General features: G+C 36.6%; 20 protein-coding genes. 5 read left to right on the top strand and 15 right to left on the bottom strand.

Annotated features, from left to right (window positions below; genetic code table 11):
- The 9 genes from der to putP all read right to left on the bottom strand — a co-directional run bounded on the left by der (window position 1) and on the right by putP (window position 10,081).
- Window positions 1–1,467 carry a ribosome biogenesis GTPase Der gene (gene der, locus A9G24_RS08510; protein WP_065638626.1) on the bottom strand — a complete coding sequence of 489 codons (1,467 nt, stop codon included), beginning with the start codon at window positions 1,465–1,467 and terminating at the stop codon, window positions 1–3.
- Between the two features lie 19 nt (window positions 1,468–1,486).
- Window positions 1,487–2,659, bottom strand: coding sequence for an outer membrane protein assembly factor BamB (gene bamB, locus A9G24_RS08505; RefSeq protein WP_065638625.1), 1,173 nt, complete (start codon window positions 2,657–2,659; stop codon window positions 1,487–1,489).
- A gap of 26 nt (window positions 2,660–2,685) precedes the next feature.
- Entirely contained in the window at window positions 2,686–3,378 is a 693-nt protein-coding gene (locus A9G24_RS08500) for a YfgM family protein (RefSeq protein ID WP_065638624.1), read from the bottom strand.
- Between the two features lie 18 nt (window positions 3,379–3,396).
- Window positions 3,397–4,674 carry a histidine--tRNA ligase gene (gene hisS / locus A9G24_RS08495; RefSeq protein WP_065638623.1) on the bottom strand — a complete coding sequence of 426 codons (1,278 nt, stop codon included), beginning with the start codon at window positions 4,672–4,674 and terminating at the stop codon, window positions 3,397–3,399.
- 24 nt (window positions 4,675–4,698) lie between these two features.
- Window positions 4,699–5,808: a flavodoxin-dependent (E)-4-hydroxy-3-methylbut-2-enyl-diphosphate synthase gene (gene ispG, locus A9G24_RS08490; protein WP_065638622.1), complete on the bottom strand. Its 1,110-nt coding sequence runs from the start codon at window positions 5,806–5,808 to the stop codon at window positions 4,699–4,701.
- A gap of 85 nt (window positions 5,809–5,893) precedes the next feature.
- Entirely contained in the window at window positions 5,894–6,334 is a 441-nt protein-coding gene (locus A9G24_RS08485; RefSeq protein WP_065638621.1) for a helix-turn-helix domain-containing protein, read from the bottom strand.
- A gap of 54 nt (window positions 6,335–6,388) precedes the next feature.
- Entirely contained in the window at window positions 6,389–7,261 is an 873-nt protein-coding gene (gene pdxY / locus A9G24_RS08480; RefSeq protein WP_065638620.1) for a pyridoxal kinase PdxY, read from the bottom strand.
- A gap of 4 nt (window positions 7,262–7,265) precedes the next feature.
- On the bottom strand, window positions 7,266–8,537 hold the full coding sequence (tyrS, locus tag A9G24_RS08475; protein ID WP_065638619.1) for a tyrosine--tRNA ligase: 1,272 nt from the start codon (window positions 8,535–8,537) through the stop codon (window positions 7,266–7,268).
- A gap of 50 nt (window positions 8,538–8,587) precedes the next feature.
- The gene (gene putP, locus A9G24_RS08470; RefSeq protein ID WP_065638618.1) at window positions 8,588–10,081 is read right to left on the bottom strand and encodes a sodium/proline symporter PutP; all 1,494 of its coding nucleotides are present in this window, start codon (window positions 10,079–10,081) and stop codon (window positions 8,588–8,590) included.
- Window positions 10,082–10,331: 250 nt separating this feature from the next.
- Here putP and nth point away from each other — a divergent pair, with 250 nt between their 5' ends.
- Window positions 10,332–10,970, top strand: coding sequence for an endonuclease III (gene nth, locus A9G24_RS08465; RefSeq protein ID WP_065638617.1), 639 nt, complete (start codon window positions 10,332–10,334; stop codon window positions 10,968–10,970).
- Window positions 10,971–10,976: 6 nt separating this feature from the next.
- Window positions 10,977–11,519 (top strand): endonuclease SmrB, encoded by a 543-nt coding sequence (gene smrB, locus A9G24_RS08460; protein WP_065638616.1) that lies wholly within the window; start codon window positions 10,977–10,979, stop codon window positions 11,517–11,519.
- 358 nt (window positions 11,520–11,877) lie between these two features.
- Here smrB and cgtA read toward each other — a convergent pair whose 3' ends face one another.
- The 4 genes from cgtA to rplU form a co-directional block, all read right to left on the bottom strand.
- Window positions 11,878–13,044, bottom strand: a complete 1,167-nt coding sequence (gene cgtA, locus A9G24_RS08455; protein ID WP_065638615.1) for an Obg family GTPase CgtA — start codon at window positions 13,042–13,044, stop codon at window positions 11,878–11,880.
- On the bottom strand, window positions 13,044–14,009 hold the full coding sequence (locus tag A9G24_RS08450; protein ID WP_065638614.1) for a DMT family transporter: 966 nt from the start codon (window positions 14,007–14,009) through the stop codon (window positions 13,044–13,046). Before A9G24_RS08450 ends, cgtA begins: the two co-directional genes overlap by 1 nt.
- Before the next feature lie 88 nt (window positions 14,010–14,097).
- Window positions 14,098–14,358, bottom strand: coding sequence for a 50S ribosomal protein L27 (rpmA, locus tag A9G24_RS08445; RefSeq protein WP_034915250.1), 261 nt, complete (start codon window positions 14,356–14,358; stop codon window positions 14,098–14,100).
- A gap of 15 nt (window positions 14,359–14,373) precedes the next feature.
- Window positions 14,374–14,682, bottom strand: coding sequence for a 50S ribosomal protein L21 (rplU, locus tag A9G24_RS08440; protein ID WP_025314436.1), 309 nt, complete (start codon window positions 14,680–14,682; stop codon window positions 14,374–14,376).
- A 231-nt stretch (window positions 14,683–14,913) separates the two neighbouring features.
- Here rplU and narX point away from each other — a divergent pair, with 231 nt between their 5' ends.
- From narX to A9G24_RS08425, 3 genes are all read left to right on the top strand, one after another.
- On the top strand, window positions 14,914–16,716 hold the full coding sequence (narX, locus tag A9G24_RS08435) for a nitrate/nitrite two-component system sensor histidine kinase NarX (protein WP_065638613.1): 1,803 nt from the start codon (window positions 14,914–14,916) through the stop codon (window positions 16,714–16,716).
- A gap of 10 nt (window positions 16,717–16,726) precedes the next feature.
- Complete coding sequence (gene narL, locus A9G24_RS08430; protein ID WP_065638612.1) at window positions 16,727–17,380, top strand: two-component system response regulator NarL; 654 nt, start codon at window positions 16,727–16,729, stop codon at window positions 17,378–17,380.
- 183 nt (window positions 17,381–17,563) lie between these two features.
- Complete coding sequence (locus A9G24_RS08425) at window positions 17,564–18,586, top strand: DUF4272 domain-containing protein (protein WP_065638611.1); 1,023 nt, start codon at window positions 17,564–17,566, stop codon at window positions 18,584–18,586.
- Window positions 18,587–18,763: 177 nt separating this feature from the next.
- Here the strand turns inward: A9G24_RS08425 and cysG are convergent, their stop codons facing one another.
- Window positions 18,764–20,137, bottom strand: a complete 1,374-nt coding sequence (gene cysG / locus A9G24_RS08420; RefSeq protein WP_065638610.1) for a siroheme synthase CysG — start codon at window positions 20,135–20,137, stop codon at window positions 18,764–18,766.
- A gap of 232 nt (window positions 20,138–20,369) precedes the next feature.
- On the bottom strand, window positions 20,370–21,140 hold the full coding sequence (gene nirC / locus A9G24_RS08415) for a nitrite transporter NirC (protein ID WP_065638609.1): 771 nt from the start codon (window positions 21,138–21,140) through the stop codon (window positions 20,370–20,372).
- Window positions 21,141–21,142 lie beyond the last annotated feature (2 nt).

The raw sequence follows: 21,142 nt of genomic DNA, 5'->3' as shown, positions 1-21,142 counted from the left end.
TTATTTTCGACCTCTAACATGTTTCATCAATCGACGACGTTTGCGTTGCTGTGATGCGGTTAAACTATTTTTTCTCCCTTCAAATGGGTTTGCTCCTTCTTTAAACTGAATTCGAATTGGTGAGCCCATAATTTTTAGTGAGCGTCTAAAATAGTTCATTAAATAGCGTTTATAAGAATCAGGTAGATCTTCTACTTGATTACCGTGAATCACAACAATTGGTGGATTGTAGCCACCCGCGTGCGCATATTTTAATTTAACGCGGCGTCCTCGCACCAAAGGTGGCTGATGATCGTCTTGTGCCATTTGCATAATCTTAGTCAATAAGGCGGTGTTGACACGGCGCGTTGCGCAATCATATGCTTCTTGTATTGAATCAAATAAGTTACCAACTCCACTACCATGCAAAGCAGAAATAAAGTGAACACGAGCAAAATCAATAAAATCTAATCTATCATCTAGTGTTGTTTTCACTTGCTCTTTGATATCTTGTGACAAGCCATCCCATTTATTAACAGCTATAACAAGTGAGCGCCCACTATTAATAATAAAACCCAGTAATGATAAGTCTTGATCGGATATACCTTCACGGGCATCTATAACTAAAATGGCAACATTAGCATCTTCAATGGCTTGTAAGGTTTTAATGACAGAAAATTTTTCAACGGTTTCGGTGACTTTGCCACGTTTACGTACACCCGCGGTATCAATCAAGATATACTCACGTTCATCACGTGTCATTGGTATATAGATGCTATCACGCGTGGTGCCTGGCATATCATATACAACGACTCGCTCTTCACCTAAAATTCGATTAGTTAGTGTTGACTTACCTACATTAGGTCGACCCACAATAGCAACCTTGATGGGTTGATTAATAAGAGATTCTGTTTCATCGACAAAATCATCGCAAGATTCAGTTAAGTCCTCAACTTGTTCTTTATTCTCAAAATCACTTTCTTGGTTATTATCAAACTGAAAAATAGGATCTAATACCGTTTCAATTAACGAGCTTACGCCTCGACCATGGCTAGCTGCGATTGGATGAATTTCGCCCAACCCTAAGCCATAAAAATCAGAAATTGCAGTATCCGCATCAATACCATCAATTTTATTAGCCACTAAAAAAGTGGCTTTTTGACGAGAGCGTAAATGCTTAGCAATAGCCTGATCGGCAGGCATGGCACCGGCTCTGGCATCAACCAAGAAAAGGACAATATCCGCTTCTTCTATGGCTTGCAGGGATTGCTCAGCCATAAAACTTTCAACCCCATCTTCAGATCCATCAATACCACCAGTATCAATCAAAATATATTCATGGCCCTTGATTTCTGCTCGGCCATATTTGCGATCACGAGTTAATCCGGGAAAGTCAGCCACTAAGGCATCTCGGGTTCGCGTTAACCGATTAAATAAAGTCGACTTTCCAACATTTGGACGACCAACAAGTGCTACTACAGGTACCATGATTCTTCTCTAAATTACTTTAATTTTTTGTAAAAGCGTAAATATCACCATTTTTGGCTTGAACAATTAATTTATTGTCCACAACAATTGGTTTCGATATTAATCCACTACTGCTCACTTGAGTCTTAGCTGCAAGCTCTCCATTTTCAGCATTTAACCAATATAGGTAACCTTCAAAATCACCAAATACCACATATTTTTGGTAGATAACAGGATCGGTTAACTGACGATGTGTAAGATTTGATTGCGTCCAAAGCTCACCGCCACCATTCTTGGCAATAGCTTGAACATTGTCATTTTGGTCTACAACAAATAATCGATTAGTATCAACCGCAAAGCTATGAGTAGAACCAAGTCCTTTACGCCAAACAGTTTGACCATTACTTAAATCAAGCGCAACCAAACTGCCATTATAACCAACAGAATAAACTAAATTACCCTCAACTACGGGAGTTGAATCAACATCGTTTAATTTTGCAATTTCAGTAGATCCTGATGGCTGTGAAATACGTTGCTGCCAAATTAATTGGCCATCATTAATAAAGTAAGCATTTACTCGACCATTATCATCACCAACAATAGCAGCACCATGAGCGATGGTCGGTGTAGAGTTGCCTCTTAACGACAATGCTGGAACGTCGAAAGAAACATCCCACAAATAATCACCTGTATCACGATTAAGACCTTGAAGAATACCATTTGCAGTATGGATTATTAATTTTCCATCAGAAGATACTGGGCGAGCAAGCACTTCACCTTTTACGGTTTTTTCCCACACCACTTTACCATTGTTACGATCTAACGCATACACAACAGCACGTTCACTACCTACGTAAACATATTTATCATCAGCACTTACACCACCTGAAAATAGTGCCGTTTTACTGCTAAAAAGCGTACTTTGCGATAAATTTACATCCCATAGCGTATGACCACTTACTAAATCAATTGCTTTAACCTGTCCACTACGACTTGCAACATAAATAGCATTATCATAATTGATCGGACCTAATAATGAATAAATATGAGTATTACCAGCAGTACTATTTTTCCATACTTGTTGGATAGAAAATTGATTATCTACTTTCGGTGACGGTGCAATTTGTACAATCTCATCTTCTCTACCGAATAAAGAACACCCAGCTAGTGAAAAAACAAAAACACCAACAAAAAGATATTTTGATAACTTCATTGTATAGCCCCTTATAGCAGGATAAATTAATTTTTACTTTCTTCCGTTGCAGTTTTTTTTGCCTGAGCTTCTTGTTCAGCTTGTTGTTTTGCTTTTAAATATTCAACTTGATTCAACTTCATTTTAATATTTTCTTCTAAATCTTTGGTTGGGTTAGAAGTTAAAGCAACGTTATAAGCGCTCACTGCATCAGCATAACGAGTCATTTTAACTAACACATCACCACGAAGATCATTAATTACAGATCCCCAGCTTTCGCTAGTCACATGGCTTAGCGATGTTAAACTGTCTTGATATTGACCTTGTTGGTACTGTAAACGCGCTATACGAATATTGGTAATTGCTTTGACTGGCTCTGAATCGGTTTTCTTTAATGCATCGACTAATAATGTTTGCGCACCAGAATAATCTTTTAATACTTCAACATAAAATTTTGCAGCACGTAAATTAGCAAATACACTATAAATAGTATCGTTGTCTTTAGCAAAAGCGACTAATTCATTGACAGAATCTGGTTTATTATCATCTAATTGAGCTATTAACTGTTCATACTTATCTGACGATTCAATCGCCTTTTCAGCTTTATATGATTGCCAATAACGCCAGCCATAAAAAGCCAATAACCCGATCACAAGGACCGCAACCATAATTTTCCATGTTTTAGCAAAAAAGCCCTTTATCTCTTCAAGTTGTTCTTCACTCGATAACTGATGACTCACGTTTTTCTCCTATTTCTTTTACTTTATCGACAAGCAAGTTTGGACAATTTCTTTTTGTGCAACTTCAACTTGTTCGCCTGTTTGTAAATTTTTAATCGTTACAGACTGATTAGCTAGTTCATTTTCACCAATAATGACTGCTATTTTAGCACCTAACTTATCGGCTTTGGCAAATTGTTTCTTAAAATTACTACTACCGTAATTTGTCATGATTCGCCAATCTGGTAAGCCATCGCGCAACTGCTCTGCAACACGTTGTGCTGCTGAAATTGTTCTTTCATCACCAGAAGATATCATATACACATCAATCAAATTATCGCGATTGAATGTTGGATTAACGGCTTGAACTAATAACACTAAACGCTCAACGCCCATGGCAAAACCCACTGCTGGTGTTGGTTGTCCGCCAAGTTGGCTTACAAGCCCATCATAACGACCACCACCACAAACGGTACCTTGTGCACCTAAGCTACTTGTTACCCATTCAAAAACAGTTCGATTATAATAATCTAATCCACGAACTAATCTTTGATTAATATTGTATTTTATTCCAGCGTTATCCAATAAGCGACATAACCCTTCAAAGTGCTGTTTAGATTCTTCATCTAAATAATCGAACAATTTTGGTGCTTGATTAAGTAGCTCTTGCACAAGTGGATTTTTTGAGTCAAGTACTCTTAATGGATTAGTATACATTCTACGTAAGCAGTCTTCATCCAATTTATCTTTATGTTGTTCAAGAAAAGCAACTAATGCATTTCGATAATTGGCTCTAGCTTCAATCGAACCTATTGAATTTAGCTCAAGAGAGGTATGCTGTTCGATACCCAAAGCTTTCCAGAAACGTGCAGTTAAAAGGATAAGTTCAGCATCAATATTGGGGCCTTCAAGGCCAAAGACTTCAACGCCAAATTGATGAAATTGGCGATAGCGCCCTTTTTGCGGTTTTTCATAACGGAAAGCAGGCCCTAGATACCAAAGGCGTTGTTCTTGATTATAAAAAAGACCATGTTCAATGCCAGCACGGACACAACCTGCGGTAATTTCTGGACGTAAAGTAATACTTTCATCATTACGGTCATTGAATGTGTACATCTCTTTTTCAACAATATCGGTCACTTCACCGACTGCTCGCTTAAATAGCGCAGTGTCTTCAACAATGGGCGTTCTAATTTCGTTATAGCCATAACTGTTTAATACGCCTTTAACAATGTTTTCAATCTGTTGCCAACTTGCACTATCTGTTGGGAGTAAATCATTCATACCTCGTATAGATTGGATCTTTCTCTCTGTCATTTATTTATTCGCTATCTAATAAAATTATAATTCAGTTGCTGTAATTCTGTTTTTCAATATTAATGCTTTAGCCCGAATTTTAGCTTCTAATTCATCAATCATTTTTTCATTATCAATACGGCCAATACGCACACCATCTTCATAAAAACCACTTTTGTTATGACCGCCAGCAACCCCCATGGTTGAAGCTAACGCTTCGCCCGGACCGTTAACCACACAACCAATAATTGACACATCCATTGGTGTAACAATATCTTCTAATCGCTGCTCTAATGCATTGACGGTATTAATCACATCAAACTCTTGGCGCGAACAGGTTGGACACGCAATAAAATTAATACCACGAGACCGTATACGCAGTGATTTTAAGATATCAAATCCAACTTTAACTTCTTCCGTAGGATCGGCAGCTAGGGATACGCGGAGTGTATCGCCAATCCCTTCTGATAGCAATAATCCTAATCCAATGGCCGATTTAATCGCACCACTCCGCACTCCACCCGCCTCAGTTATGCCCAAATGCAATGGCTGCTTAATTTGTTTAGCTAACAAACGATAAGCGTCAACCGCAGTAAACACATCAGATGCTTTTACACTAACTTTAAACTGATCAAAATTAAGCCTGTCAAGTATATCAACATGACGCATCGCTGATTCAACAATCGCTTTTGGAGTAGGCTCACCATATTTTTCTTGAATATCTTTCTCAAGCGATCCCGAATTCACCCCAATACGTATTGGGATGTTTTTATCTTTGGCACAATCGACAACGGCACGAATTCTTGACTCATTACCTATATTGCCGGGATTAATTCTTAAACAATCAACACCATATTCTGCAACTTTTAAAGCAATACGATAATCAAAATGAATATCAGCAATCAGTGGAACTGTAGCTTGTTGTTTAATTAATTTAAACGCTTCAGCCGCATCCATTGTTGGAATAGAAACACGCACAATATCCACTCCAACACGTTCAAGTGCTTGAATTTGAGCTACCGTTTTTTCGACATCAGTAGTTCGAGTATTTGTCATCGATTGAACAGCTATTGGGGCTCCGCCACCAATAGGAACATTGCCGACATAAATTCGGGTAGATTCTCGCCTAACAATTGGTGACTCCTGATGACTCATACACACTTAACCATATTACAAAATAACTAGCCAGCAATCTTAACAAGATTTAAGGCAAATGTCTGTATGAGAATAAGAAAATTTGCTAACTATTAACACGGGTAATAGGGGATGGAGAAATATAATGACTTACTTCAATAAGGTTATTTTTATCATCCTTATTAACATAGTATAAAGTTATACCAAGCGCACAAAGAAGAACAAATATACCGATTAAGATAAATGGAGCCTTTCCTGGTTTTTTTGTTATAAACGTGTGAGGTTGAATTTTTTTTTGTTGTGACTTAGATTGTTTGGTTAATTCATCGATATGAGGTTGATACTGATCAGCTGATAAGCCGACAATTTCTGCATAAGAACGAATATAACCTTTTACAAAAACAAGAGGGGCATGAGGCAACTGATTTTTTTCGATATCGTCAATCACAGTTTTACGAACATGAATTTTATTGGCAACATCATCCTGAGTTAATCCCATTTGTTCTCGTAAATCAGCAAGCATCACTCCTAATGAAATATTGTCCATTATCCCCTCATAAATTTAATACTAAACGCTAGTTAATTTCATTCTTACATAATTTTACAATGAATCAATTTTTTTTGCATTAAACCATTGTGTTGGTTTTTCAATTTCATGTTGAGCTGCAACTAATTGTAATTCATATTCATCTTGTTTTAAGGTTTCAAGCATAACCGCATACACCGCCGAAGTAGTATGTTCTAGGGCTTCAACCAATGATTTTCCAAGTAAAATATTTGCTAAAAATAGTCCACTTGTCATATCACCAACACCAACAGGTTGTCTTACACCGAAATCAACTAATGGGCGATCAATATGCCATGCGTCATCTTTAGTCACAAGTAACATTTCAAACCGATCAATTTTATATCCAGCTCGGCTTAAATGTTTAACTAAAATCGCTTTAGGCCCTTTTTTACATAATTCTCGACAAGCTAGAATAGCTTCTTCAACATTATTGACACGTTGCTTACCATTTAGCTCTTCAAGCTCCAAAATATTTGGTGCCATCATATCTGCCATAGGCAGCGCAGTATTGCACAAAAACTCTGATACACCTGGGGCAACAAAGCAACCTTTTTCAGGATGCCCCATTACCGGATCGCAAAAATAAATCGCATTAGGATTAACCGATTTTACTTTTTTAACAATCTCAATAATAGCATTGCCTTGCTCAGGTGATCCCATATAGCCACTTAATACCGCATCACAACGTTTTAGTTCACCAATTTCATGAATTCCATCAGCAATCTCAGTTAAATGAGATGCTGACATTACCGTTCCAGTCCATTGGCGATATTGAGTATGATTAGAAAATTGTACAGTATTTAAAGGCCAAACATTTACCCCTAATCGACGCATAGGAAATTCAGCAGCACTATTTCCTGCATGACCAAATACAACATGAGACTGAATCGATAAAATATTTTTCATGAAATTAGCTCCAAATTAACAAGCAATAATATTTTTTACCACGACGAAGCAAAGTATAACGATTAAAAAGCTTATCACTATCTAAAAAACGGTAATCTGTTGTTGTATTACGTTCCCCATTAATTGAAATGGCATTAGATTCAATCATCGTTCTTGCTTGACCTCTTGAGGGTGCAAACTGCGCATTAACGATTGCTTGCTGTAAATCAATGTCACTTTCAACAACTAACGTTGGCATACCATCTTGGGCTAACTGCTCAAAATCAGCTTCAGACAAATCAGTTAATTTGCCAGAGAATAGGCTTTCAGTAATGCGTTTTGCCGCTATAAGCCCTTCTTCACCATGAACTAAGCGAGTAACTTGTTCCGCAAGTACATATTGAGCACGAGGCGCAACACCACTGTTTTTATCTTCTTCTTCCAATGCATCAATTTCATTTAACGGCATAAATGTGAAGAACTTTAAGAATCGATAAACATCAGCATCAGCAGTATTGATCCAGAATTGATAAAATTTATACGGACTTGTCTTTTTAGGATCCAGCCATACAGCACCACTTTCAGTTTTACCAAACTTAGTCCCATCTGATTTAGTGATTAATGGCACGGTTAGACCATAAACCTGTTTTTGATGTAATCGACGCGTCAAATCTATACCCGCGGTAATATTTCCCCACTGATCAGATCCACCTATTTGTAAAACAACGTCATGCGATTTATTCAAACAAGCAAAATCATACGACTGTAATAAACTATAAGAAAACTCTGTAAATGAAATCCCTACCTCGTCACGATCAATACGTTGCTTAACTGATTCTTTATTGATCATCGCATTAACCGAGAAATACTTACCAACATCACGTAAAAATGTCAGCACATTCATACCACTAAACCAATCGTAGTTATTGGCAACAATTGCCGCATTTTCACCACAATTAAAATCTAAAAATGGTGAAACTTGTTGTTTAATTTTTTCGCTCCACTCAACAACTGTCTCTTCAGTATTGAGTTTTCGCTCAACGGCTTTAAAACTTGGATCACCAATTAATCCTGTTGCTCCACCGACTAAAGCTACAGGTTTATGTCCAGCTAATTGAAAGCGCTTTAAACAAAGCAACGGTACCAAATGTCCAAGATGCAAGCTATCGGCTGTTGGATCAAAACCACAATAAAGCGCAATAGGATTTTGTTCAATTTGTTCTATTAATGCTTTTTCATCGGTAAGCTGCGCAATCAGTCCACGCTCTTGCAGTTGTTTGATCACATTTTTTGTCATATATTTTACCTATTAAATTTTATTACGTTTATATTCTACTTTAATGAAATTTATACTGTTTTATTATGATAACGTTTATACGCTTGTTTAAAATGATCTTCCACTATTTCATTAGGTTTTTTATCACATAAGCTAAACACGACAATCGCAATTGAAGCAAATAAAAACCCAGGAATGAGAGAGTATAGATTAAACCAATTAAAATTAATCCAAAGCAATACGGTTATTGCACCAATTATCATACCAGCTAATGCGCCATTACGTGTCATACGTGACCAAAATACCGAAAAAACAATAATTGGACCAAACGCTGCACCAAATCCAGCCCAAGCATGGCTGACTAAATCAAGTACGCTATTATTCGGATTAATGGCTAATAAAATCGCAATAACTGAAACTAGTAACACCATTATACGCCCAACCCAAACAAGTTCTTTTTGTTTTGCTTTTGGTCTAAAAAAGGCGCGGTAGAAATCTTCCGTTATAGCACTTGAACAGACTAATAGCTGGCAACTTAATGTGCTCATTACCGCCGCTAATATAGCTGCAAGCAATACACCAGCAATCCAAGGATTAAATAATAACTTTGAAAGCTCAATAAAAATGCGTTCATGTTTGCCGTTATTAACCAAATAGACAAATTCTGGATGATTGGAGAAAAAAGCAATACCAAAAAAGCCAACCGTAATGGCTCCGGCTAAACATAAAATCATCCAAGTCATACTAATTCGACGTGCATTTTTCATCACTTCATGGGAATCAGCTGCCATAAATCTGGCTAAAATATGTGGTTGACCAAAATAACCAAGTCCCCAACCTAACAATGAAATAATGGCAATAAAATCCATGTGAGCAAATAAATTGGTGTAATTAGGATTAAGCGATTCAATATATGCCATTGCATCAGAAAAGCCCCCGGCATTCACCATAACCATAATAGGGGTTAAAATAAGTGCAAACATCATTAAACTTGCTTGAATAGTATCAGTCCAGCTTACAGCTAAAAAGCCACCAATAAAAGTATAAGCAATTGTTGCACCAGCACCTGCTAGCATTGCCCAGCCATAACTCATACCAAATGTACTTTCGAATAATTTTGCACCAGCAACCACACCGGAAGCACAATAAATAGTAAAAAAAATAAGAATAATCACCGCAGAAATAATACGAAGTAAAGAACTTTTATCATCAAATCGACGAGCAAAATAATCGGGTAATGTTAAAGAATTATGGTTGATTTCGGTAAAAACACGCAACCGTCCAGCAATCAGTAACCAATTGAGATACGCGCCAATTATCAAACCAATGGCAATCCAACTTTGTGATATACCAAACAAGAAAACCGCGCCAGGTAGCCCCATTAATAACCAACCACTCATGTCTGAAGCACCCGCTGAAAGTGCTGTGACAACACTACCAATACGGCGTCCACCTAGAATATAATCACCAAAGTTTTGCGTTGCACGAAACGCAAAAAAACCAATCGCAATCATCCCTAAAATGTACACTGCAAAGGTGACAATCATTGGTAACGACATTTTTATAACAAACCTTGTATTATGAAATTAAAAATAGTGAGCTAGCTTATCACAAAAAGCCCATGCTAAAAAGCAGACGATTTATGTATTTGAGCCAATAAAAAATAGATGATATTGTTATTTGGTAAAATTACAATCTACATATATCGTTGATAGCCAAAACTAAAACGCCTATACAAACTAAATTTAACTTACAGATAAACTGCAAATACGGTATATAATACCAAACAAACTATTTTAGGATATTAATCATTTTGTGAAACAATCAACTCGAATTCAAATTTTAGACAGGCTAAAAGATCATATTAAAGATCCAACCACCGAGCTTGTATACCAAACGCCATTTGAATTACTTATTGCTGTTGTTCTATCAGCTCAAGCAACCGATGTAAGTGTCAACAAAGCAACAAAACCGCTTTTTGCTGTAGCCAATACAGCACAACAAATTTTAGCACTCGGCGTTGATCAATTAAAAAGTTATATTCGTACCATTGGGCTTTATAATAGTAAAGCTGAAAACATTATAAAAACATGTCAAATTTTAGTTGATAAATATCAAGGCGAAGTACCAGAAAATTTTGATTCACTTATTGAGTTACCTGGTGTGGGTCGTAAAACAGCCAACGTTGTGTTAAATACGGCGTTCGGTTGGCCGACCATTGCTGTTGATACGCATATTTTTAGAGTAAGTAACCGTACAGGTTTTGCACCTGGTAAAACTGTCGAAGCAGTTGAAGAAAAATTACTGAAAGTCGTACCGAAAGAATATAAAATAAATTGCCACCATTGGCTAATATTACACGGTCGTTATACCTGTATTGCCAGAAAGCCTAGATGCGGTTCTTGTGTTATAGAAGATTTGTGTGAATTTAAAGAAAAAGTTTACCCAGAGTGAAAATTAATGCCAAATAAATTTAATTTAGACCAAGATGACATAAACTTGTTTAAAAATAGTATTGGTAACACCAAAAAGCTAAAACAAGATACTGTTATTCATAAACCGATGAAACGCTCCAAAAAAATAATGGAAACACAAAAACTACAACATGAAAAAACGCATGCTGAGTTTTATTTTTCCGATAATTATCAACCTCTATTGCAACAAGATCCTATCAGCTATAGTCGAGAAAATGCCGATCCCTATGAAGTAAAAAAATTACGCCGTGGATTTTATGAGCCAGATTTTTTTTTAGATTTACATGGACTCACCCAGCAAGAGGCTAAAAAAGAGATTGCAGCGCTTATCGCAGCATGTTTACGTGAAAGAGCCCATTGCGCATGTATCATGTATGGACATGGAAAGAATATCTTAAAAAAACAAACGCCAATGTGGCTTGCACAACACCCTCGCATTATGTGTTTTCACCAAGCACCCAAAGAGTTTGGCGGCAGCGCAGCATTACTCATTTTATTTGATATCAACAATGAATTAGCAAATAACTAGTACTTAAAAATTAAAATAGTTGTGAATAACCCAAAAATAAAAAAGCCAGCTTAGCGATGCTAGTCTGGCAAACATTGGAAGCAATGTGAGCAATGTGAGCAATGTCATACTTTTTCAGAAGCTGTTTAGTGCTCTAACAAAGTACATTATAATGATAATGATTCTCATTACTAAAAGCAAGCATTTTTTGGGATTTCCTAAATTAGATGAAAATAAATACCTGACTTACTTATGTCATAAAACTAATTTTATATTCAACTCGATAAAAATTAACAAAAATAGCAGAAGATTGCTTTTCTGCTTTTATAAAACGATTTTACACAATAGCTAAATTCAGATAAAAAGACCGTAATAATGACTATTTTTGATAAATAAACTCTACGCCCTCTTCATCACTTTCATCCCAATCATCAAAATCATCGTCATCCTCAAAAGCTTCTTCCATTGCTTGTTGATGATAATCATCCCACATAAATTCAACTTTTTCGGGCGATGATTCTTCTTGTTCGGCTTCACGTGGATGAGCATTGATATATTCCATTAAATCCCAGCATAACGCTTTTACGCTTTCTTGATTAATGGCAGAAATAACATAATATTTATCCTGCCAGTCAAGCGCCTTAGCAATTTCAGCCGCTCGTTTAGCACTCTCCTCTGGCCCTAATACATCCATTTTATTAAATACTAACCAGCGCGGTTTATTCGCTAATTTTTCGCTGTATTGTTGAACTTCTTGAATTATAACTTTAGCGTTTTCTATCGGATCTGATTCATCTACTGGTGCCATATCAATTAAATGAACTAAAACACGACAACGCTCAAGGTGTTTTAAAAAACGAATACCAAGTCCTGCTCCATCTGACGCGCCCTCTATCAAACCAGGGATATCAGCAACAACAAAACTTTGCTCATTATCCATTCGAACAACCCCCAAACTCGGCACTAAAGTCGTAAATGGATAATCGGCAACTTTCGGTTTAGCAGCCGAAACTGCACGAATAAATGTTGACTTACCAGCATTAGGTAAACCTAACATGCCAACATCAGCAAGCAATAATAGTTCTAATAATACATCGCGTTTTTCACCTGGGGTACCATCGGTTTTTTGTCTTGGAGCACGATTCACTGAAGATTTAAAACGCGCATTACCCAAACCGTGAAAGCCACCTTTGGCAACCAATACTTTTTGTTGATGATGCGTTAAATCACCAATAATTTCACCTGTATATTTATCCGTGATGCGTGTTCCCACGGGCACTTTAACAGTAATATCTCGACCGCGTTTTCCCGTACAATCAGAACCTTGTCCATTTTGACCGCGTTCTGCGCGATAATTTTTTTCAAACTGGAAATCAACAAGTGTATTTAAATTCTCATCAGCAATAAAAAAGACATCACCACCATCACCACCGTCGCCACCATCAGGGCCACCTTTGGGTATATACTTTTCTCTGCGAAAACCGACACAACCGTTTCCACCATCTCCTGCTTCAACTCGAATTGATGCTTCATCAACAAATTTCATTATTCTTCCCCTTTATTGCGGTTAATTAGCCAGCCTTTTCTTGGATGCCAAAGATAATGCCCAATGGTCGCAAACATTGCGCCCGCAACAACAGACACGGCGCCAATATAACCTAAAATATTTAAATACTGCATAGCAAACTTTTCAGGCCAAATTAATGCAAACAAATCTGAAAAGATCAGTGCAAATAATGGTGTTAAGGTTGTTATAGCACTCACTTGTGCCGCTTGCCACCGTTCCATTGCCATCACTAACGCACCGTAAGCAATAATGGTATTTAAACCACAAAATATGATAGCAAGTAGTTGCGTTGCATCAGCATTGGCCATTTTACTTGGTGAGGTAAAAGGCAACAAAAATACAGTGCAAATCAGATAGATTAACCAAAGTAATTGTTCTGCACGTAATTTACGTAGTAGCACTTTTTGAGCAAGCGCATAGCAAGCCCACGATACTGAAGCCAATAAGCCAAGCCAAATACCAATGCCATACGCAGACATATTAGAAAAAAGGTCGACAATATTTTTATTAAAAAATAGTGCAAGCCCTGTGAGTAATACTAAGATACCAATAATCTGTGTCGGCCTTAGTCGCTCTTTAAAAATAAAAGCACTTGAAATCATAAATATCACAATGCCAGTTTGCCCAACCACCTGCGCTGTTGTGGCAGAAAGATACTGAACAGCACTTGCAAATAATGCAAAATTACCCAACAATCCAAATCCAGCAATCATCAATAAAATAAAACGACGACGCTTTTTAAACATCATTACATTAGGGATTTGCTTTTTGTAAGCCAGCCAGATAGTAATACCAAGTGCTGAGATAGCCAATCGCGACCAAGCTAATGTTAATGGATCAACAACGACTAGTGCATATTTCATTGCAATTGGCACAATGCCCCACATCACTGCTGTTAACATGGCAAGTGCAAAACCTAATTTAACATTTTGCTGTTTTATCATATCGCCATCAATTTTATATGAATTTCAAGAAATGAAAAAAGCCCCACAATAACTGTGAGGCTTCTATAACTTTTGAACTGTTTTTAAATTAGCTATTAGCAACTACACTAACATAACGACGGTTTTTAGGTCCTTTAACTTCAAACTTTACTTGTCCATCAATTAAGGCAAATAGAGTATGGTCACGACCACAACCTACATTAGTACCTGGGTGGAATTGAGTTCCACGTTGACGAACTAAAATATTACCAGCAAGAACTTCTTGACTACCATAACGTTTAACACCTAAACGTTTACTTTGGGAATCACGACCATTACGTGATGAACCACCAGCCTTCTTATGTGCCATTGTTCGATACTCCTATTAAGCGATTGCAGTGATCTTCACATCAGTGAACCACTGACGGTGACCTTGTTGTTTACGATAGTGTTTACGACGACGGAATTTAACAATTTTCACTTTGTCACCACGACCGTGCTCAACAATTTCTGCTTTAATTGTTGCACCTTCAACAAACGGAGCACCAACTTTGATGTCTTCACCATTTGCTACCATTAAAACTTTATCGAAAACAACTTCTGCACCTGTTTCGACTTCAATTTTTTCCAAGCGAACGACTTGTCCTTCGCTAACTCGGTGTTGTTTACCACCACTTTGGAAAACTGCGTACATACTTAACTCCGCAATAAAAAGCAGACGATTACTTGATTAAACATATATGTCTGCGTAATTAATCTTATAGGGCGTGAATTTTACGCAAAATTTATCCTTGTTGCAAGCGCTGTTTGCCAAAAGATTGCAAAAAGTGACAAAAAAAATCAGAGATATACTCTTTTCAGGCTACAATAATCATAAATTGCTATTTATCTGAAATAAAATTATAAAATAATATTGAGTGTTTATATGTCGAAAAGAAAAATTGGCTACAGTGCATCAATTATTAATCGTTTAACACTATTAATGTTTTTTTTAGGCGCTATTGCTTTAATCGCCTTATCGTTTTCAATTCAGGTAGCTAATGATGCAAAAGGTGGGGCATATATGGTTAATCAATTAGGTTTACTAAGAATGAAGAACTACCAACTGCTTACCATGATTCCTCTTAACAAAAAAGAGTATAACCACTTAAACATTTTTATGGATATTTCTTCATCCAAGCAGCATCTCATGCTCTTAAAACGCTACGGCTTAATGAATGAATTTAATCGGTTAGAAACTGATTGGCAAACTCGACTTATCACCAAAATAAAGCAAGCACAAAAAATGGATGATATAAAAAGTGACATTGAAAATTATGTTATTCGTATTAATGATTTAGTACATAAAATTGATCAAAATACCGAGAAAAAAATTCAACATATTTCTCAAATACAACAATTATTTATTGTTATTATTGCCCTATTTCTTATCGCTCAGATCTACTATTTACGTTACTGTCTTCTTGCTCAATTGAAAAAACTAATTGATATGGCCGAAGCTATTTCGAACCACAATTTTAAAGCGCGTTTCGATATTAGAGCTAAAAAAAATGAATTTGATCTATTAGGGCAGGCTTTCAATAAAATGTCAACTCAGATCGAGTCACAATATTTATTGCTAGAACAACAAGTTGCTGAAAAAACCGCTAAATTACAACAAACCAATAAGATAGTTTCCTTTCAATATCAAGCAATCAAGCAACTACATACTTCAGAACCATTATGTGAACGTTTTTTAAGAATATTACGCGAGCTGGAGGAATTAGTCCCACTAACTCAATTTCAAATTCGCTTTTATGAATCAGATGATCCTAAGCATTATCAACAAATCAGTTATGATAATGAGCAAAAATTACCCTATTGCCAAAACCCCACTTGCAGTGCATGTTTGATCTCATCAAAACCTGAACAAAAAAATGGTTTTCAACGTCATTGGTATCTTCAAGAGAACGCCGAAAAATATGGAATACTATTCGCTTTACAGTCAGATGAGGTCATATTAACCGATGAGCAAGAAAACTTAATTATGGGATTGATTGAGCAAATGACCACTGCAATGAAGCTAGAAAGAAAAATAGAACAACAAAAGCAATATTTATTAATGAAAGAACGCTCAGCAATGGCCAGAGAACTGCATGACTCCATCGCGCAATCACTATCTTGTTTAAAAATACACCTGAGCTGCTTACAAATGCAGTCAGATTTAACATCTCAAAACAGTATTGATTTATTAGCAACTATGCGCAAAGAGATCAATATCACCTATTCTCAGTTAAGAGAACTGATTACCTCTTTTCACTTACGCCTTAATCAAACTGGCTTTTATGCAAGTTTAGTAGAATTAATTGAAGAATTTAATCAAAAATTACAACTCAACATCCAATTTGAATACCATTTACCATTAAATATTATCAATAGTAAATATGCATTTCATTTATTGCAGATTATTCGAGAAGGACTTAATAATATATACAAACATGCTAAAGCCACACATGTAATTGTAAGTTTAAAAATTGATGACAATCAAATTATCTCAGTTTGCATAAAAGACAATGGCATTGGCTTACAAAATGATATTAAACAAGAAAATCATTATGGTTTGATCATTATGCGTGATAGAGTTGAAACACTAAATGGTAATTTAACAATAAATAGCCCCCCCAATAAAGGGACACAAATTATGGTAACATTTAAAGCCAATAAAACCATTCCATTTAAGGCAATATAAAGAGTAAAAAATGGAACAAATAAATAGCTCAATACTTCTTATTGATGATCACCCAATGTTAAGAAATGGCGTAAAACAGTTAATCAATACTGACAACCATTTTGAAATTGTGGGTGAGACTGGCTCTGGAATAGAAGGCGTTAAACTAGCACAAGAGCTTGATCCTGATATTATTCTGCTTGATATCAATATGCAAGATGTTAATGGACTAGAAATATTACGCTATTTACGAGAAAGAAACATCGCTAGCCGTATCATTATATTTACGGTATCAGATGCGAAAGAAGATATTATCACCGCACTAAAAACCGGTGCTGACGGCTACTTATTAAAGGATATGGAGCCAGAAGACTTTTTAACATCACTAAAGGAGATTTCGGTAGGCAAGCTCATTATGGATAATGCTATTTCACATATTATCCTCAATTACATGCGTCATAACAAAGAGCCAACCACAAAGCAAATACATGATGTCAGCTTGTTAACACCAAGAGAAAATGAAATCTTTAATTTATTAGTCCAAGGGTTATCAAACAAACTGATCGCAAAAGAGCTTGGTATCGTAGAAAGCACAGTCAAAGTACATATTAAAAGTATATTCAAAAAACTTAATTTTAAATCCCGAATGGAAATGACCGTATGGTATCTACAAAGTCAGGAATAATCTTATCCACTTCGGCGATTTGGTAACTAACATTATTTATTCAACAAAATAAAAAACATCACAAAAAATGAAACAGGACATTGAAAACTAGAATGATACGATAACTTATAATAGAATTGCACAAACAAATAGCCGCTACTTATAACCATAAAATATACAAAATCTAAAATAGGAAAGTTTGAAATGCCAATATTGATCAATGCTTATTCTACAGTCACTCATCCACCAGCCATTGATTTCCCTTGTGAACGTTTATATCATCGTGGATTAGATGATGCTGAATTGATGAAACACCTTGATGGTTTTATCGGTTATGTCATGCAAGCAGGAGATGGGCAGATGAATTCACGTCGTTATGCTTTGTATCGCCATATCCAACGAGTTAAACATCAATTTACCTTTGAGATTGAAGAAGATAAGTTCAATAAATTTACCTCTTGGGGCTGGCAGGCAAATGCCATTATATTTATGCCAGATGGAACTATTCGAAACCCTGATGGAGATGTATTGCAATATCCTGATGGTGATATGGATTTAGAGGCAATTGTCCCTTACCCACCAGAAGCATTAAAGCGCAAAACAAAAACTGAACAGTATTTAGCGAAATTGGGATTGCATACGCCGACACATTTACCACCAGTTATTGCCGAATCCGAAGTAATACTTAGAACGCCTGACGCGGTAGCTAAACGTGCGTTCGCGATAATGTTAACAGGTATTCAAGCCGAAAGTTTTCGAGAAAATGATCCGATTAATCCGATGGAATTTAAAGAACGTTGCCCAACAGGGTTTGCGGCTTTATCAAATAATGAACGTGACTTTATTTATAGCGAGCAACCAACAGAGCAAGATGTGATAGATATGTCTTGGAAATATGAGGCGCTATTACCTTTACAATGGGCTATCAATTGGCAATCTGAGCTCCCTTTTGCTGATACTATCTGTAATGTTTCATCGTTAGTGGACGAAGGAATGCAACATAGTGAGCAAGATATTTCTACAATGACCTTAAGACCTGTTAGTGAATTGTTAGATGCTTTAGATTTGCACTACCGCTTACATTGGATAACCACAGATTTTAGAATGAAAGATAAACAACCACCCGCATCGATTATAAGTGATGTTATTCAAGAGCGGCATTATGCATTAAATTGGTTAACTTGCTTTGAAAATGCGGATTGGGATGATGTCGATACACCGACCTGATATTTTGTCTTATTATTTAGCAGGCTAAATGCCCGTATTAAATTGATAGATACTTTATTTATTGGCTAATGATCCATTTCATTAGCCATTTTTAAAGTGAATAACTGAACCTTTTATCAGTGGCGAAAAAATACAATCGCAGAATGGCGCACAATAAAACTGACCTATCTATTCCAATTAATGTTCAGAAAACCAACTCAGTTTTTCACGTAATGCCACAACAGGTCCAATAATAATTAAACTTGGGCTACCAGCTTGTAAAGATAATTGCGCTAAATCACATAATAAGCCCGATACTACTTTTTGTTTTGTCGTGGTGCCTTCTTCAACAATGGCTACCGGCGTATTTGCATTCATACCATGCTTAATTAATTGTTTTTCAATATTTTCAGCTTGCGACAATCCCATATAAAAAACTAACGTTTGTTTTTCAGCCGCTAGGCTTTGCCAATCAAGGTGACTACCGTCCTTTAAATGACCGGTGATTAAACGCACACTATGGGCATAATCTCGATGCGTTAATGGGATCCCACTATAAGCAGAACAACCCGAAGCAGCTGTAATTCCTGGGACAACGGAAAAAGGAATATCAGCGTTAAATAATGTTTCAAGCTCTTCACCGCCACGACCAAAAATAAAGGGATCTCCGCCTTTTAGGCGTACAACACGCTTACCTTTTTGCGCTTGCTGTAAAAGAATCTGATTTATTTGCTCTTGCGGTACACAATGAAATCCTGCTCGTTTACCAACAAATACACGCTTAGCATCACGACGAGCAAGATTCATAATATCATCTGAGACCAATCGATCATAGACAATAATATCCGCTTGTTGGATCTGTTGTAATCCCTTTAAAGTCAATAATCCCGCATCACCAGGCCCAGCGCCAACTAAAACCACTTCGCCACGAGCATCAAGTGATGTATCAAATAACTCATTCGTGAGTTTTTCAACATCATCAGAATCACTATTAGCAAGCGCTTGAGCTAATCTATCATGCGAAAATAGTCTTTCCCAAAAACGACGTCGTTCCGTCATTGATTGATAGGTTAGTTTAACTTTATCGCGTAAATAACCAGCATATTTAGCTAATTTACCTAAATGTTGGGGTAATATAGACTCTAGTTTTTCGCGCAATAATCTGGCCAAAACAGGGGCATGTCCTTCCGAAGAGACGGCAACCATAATAGGAGAACGATCAATAATTGAAGGCATAATAAAACTTGCCGCTTTAGGAGCATCAACAACATTACAAAAAATACATCGTTTTTCTGCCTCAATACTCACTTTTTGATTAGTCTCTTGGCAATCTGTGGCAGCAATGACTAGCCACTTATTATCAAGTAATTCAGCATCAAATTCCCCTTGAGCTAGGGCAAGTTGTTTTTGCGCATGCCAACACATAAATTGTTCATTAAATGTTTGTGCATTCACCGTCAAGCGAGCACCTGCTTCAAGCAATAATCGAGCCTTACGTTCAGCGACTTCACCACCGCCGACTAATAAGCAATCACGGTTTTCTAACTTACAAAATAGGGGGAAATAATCCATAACACCTCAAAATAGAACACTCACTGTTTAATAATTTATCAACACCTAGCCTCTAATAATAGAATTTTATTGCTTATCCTAATTTTTAATCGCCCCGCTATTTTGTATCACTAATGGCCATGAAAACAAAATAGAAGACTAAACAATTTAACACTTTTTAAGAGAAGGGGAATTATTCACTATACATTCCCCCTAGGTTGATTATGGTAATCACATCTTGTTAATTAAATCGTTATGCTGGGCGCTCTGCTTTCGGCGTTGAATACCAATATCCTAGCCCCATAAATAATGCACCAGAGACAATATTACCCAACGAGACCCAAAGTAAATTATGACCTATTCCAGTTAATGTATAAGTATCACCGTGGTGACCAAACCAAGAAAGTGAAAAAAGCGTCATATTTGCAACAGAGTGTTCATAACCACAAGCGATAAATGCTAATAAACACCACCAAATAGCAATAAATTTTGCCGAGCCTTCAACTCGATTAGCCATCCAAATCGCTAAACAAACTAACCAGTTACATAACACACCTCTAAAAAATAATGCGGACGCCGTAGCCGATGTTTTGGCTAAAGCTGCGGCATGAACCAAGCTGGTATCTGTGGATAATAAAGGCGTTGCAGCATAGTAATACAATGCAGCTACAAAAATTGATCCTAATAAATTACCTAACCATGTTTGCGGTAATACCAACCACATTTGGGCATGGGTAATTTTTTTGCATTTAACACCAAGCGTTAAAAACATGGTATGCCCAGTAAATAATTCCGATCCAGCTATCACAACCAACGTTAATGCAATACCAAACGTTGCTCCCATCACTAACGGTCTCATTGCCGGATCAACGAGATTTCCTAAAGTAAAAATTAAAATAATACCAAGCCCTACATAAGCCCCAGCCATAGCAGAACTTACCCAAAAACCAAATGGATTCGTTTTTACCAAACGAACAATGCGCGCAGCATTGGCTGCACATTTATTAATTGTTTCAGTATACATAA

Source organism: Gilliamella sp. App6-5, from assembly GCF_001690525.1.
Classification (GTDB): Bacteria; Pseudomonadota; Gammaproteobacteria; order Enterobacterales; family Orbaceae; genus Gilliamella; species Gilliamella apicola_H.
The sequence above is the reverse complement of the archived record's forward strand: the minus strand, read 5'-3'. Positions and strand labels throughout refer to the sequence as shown.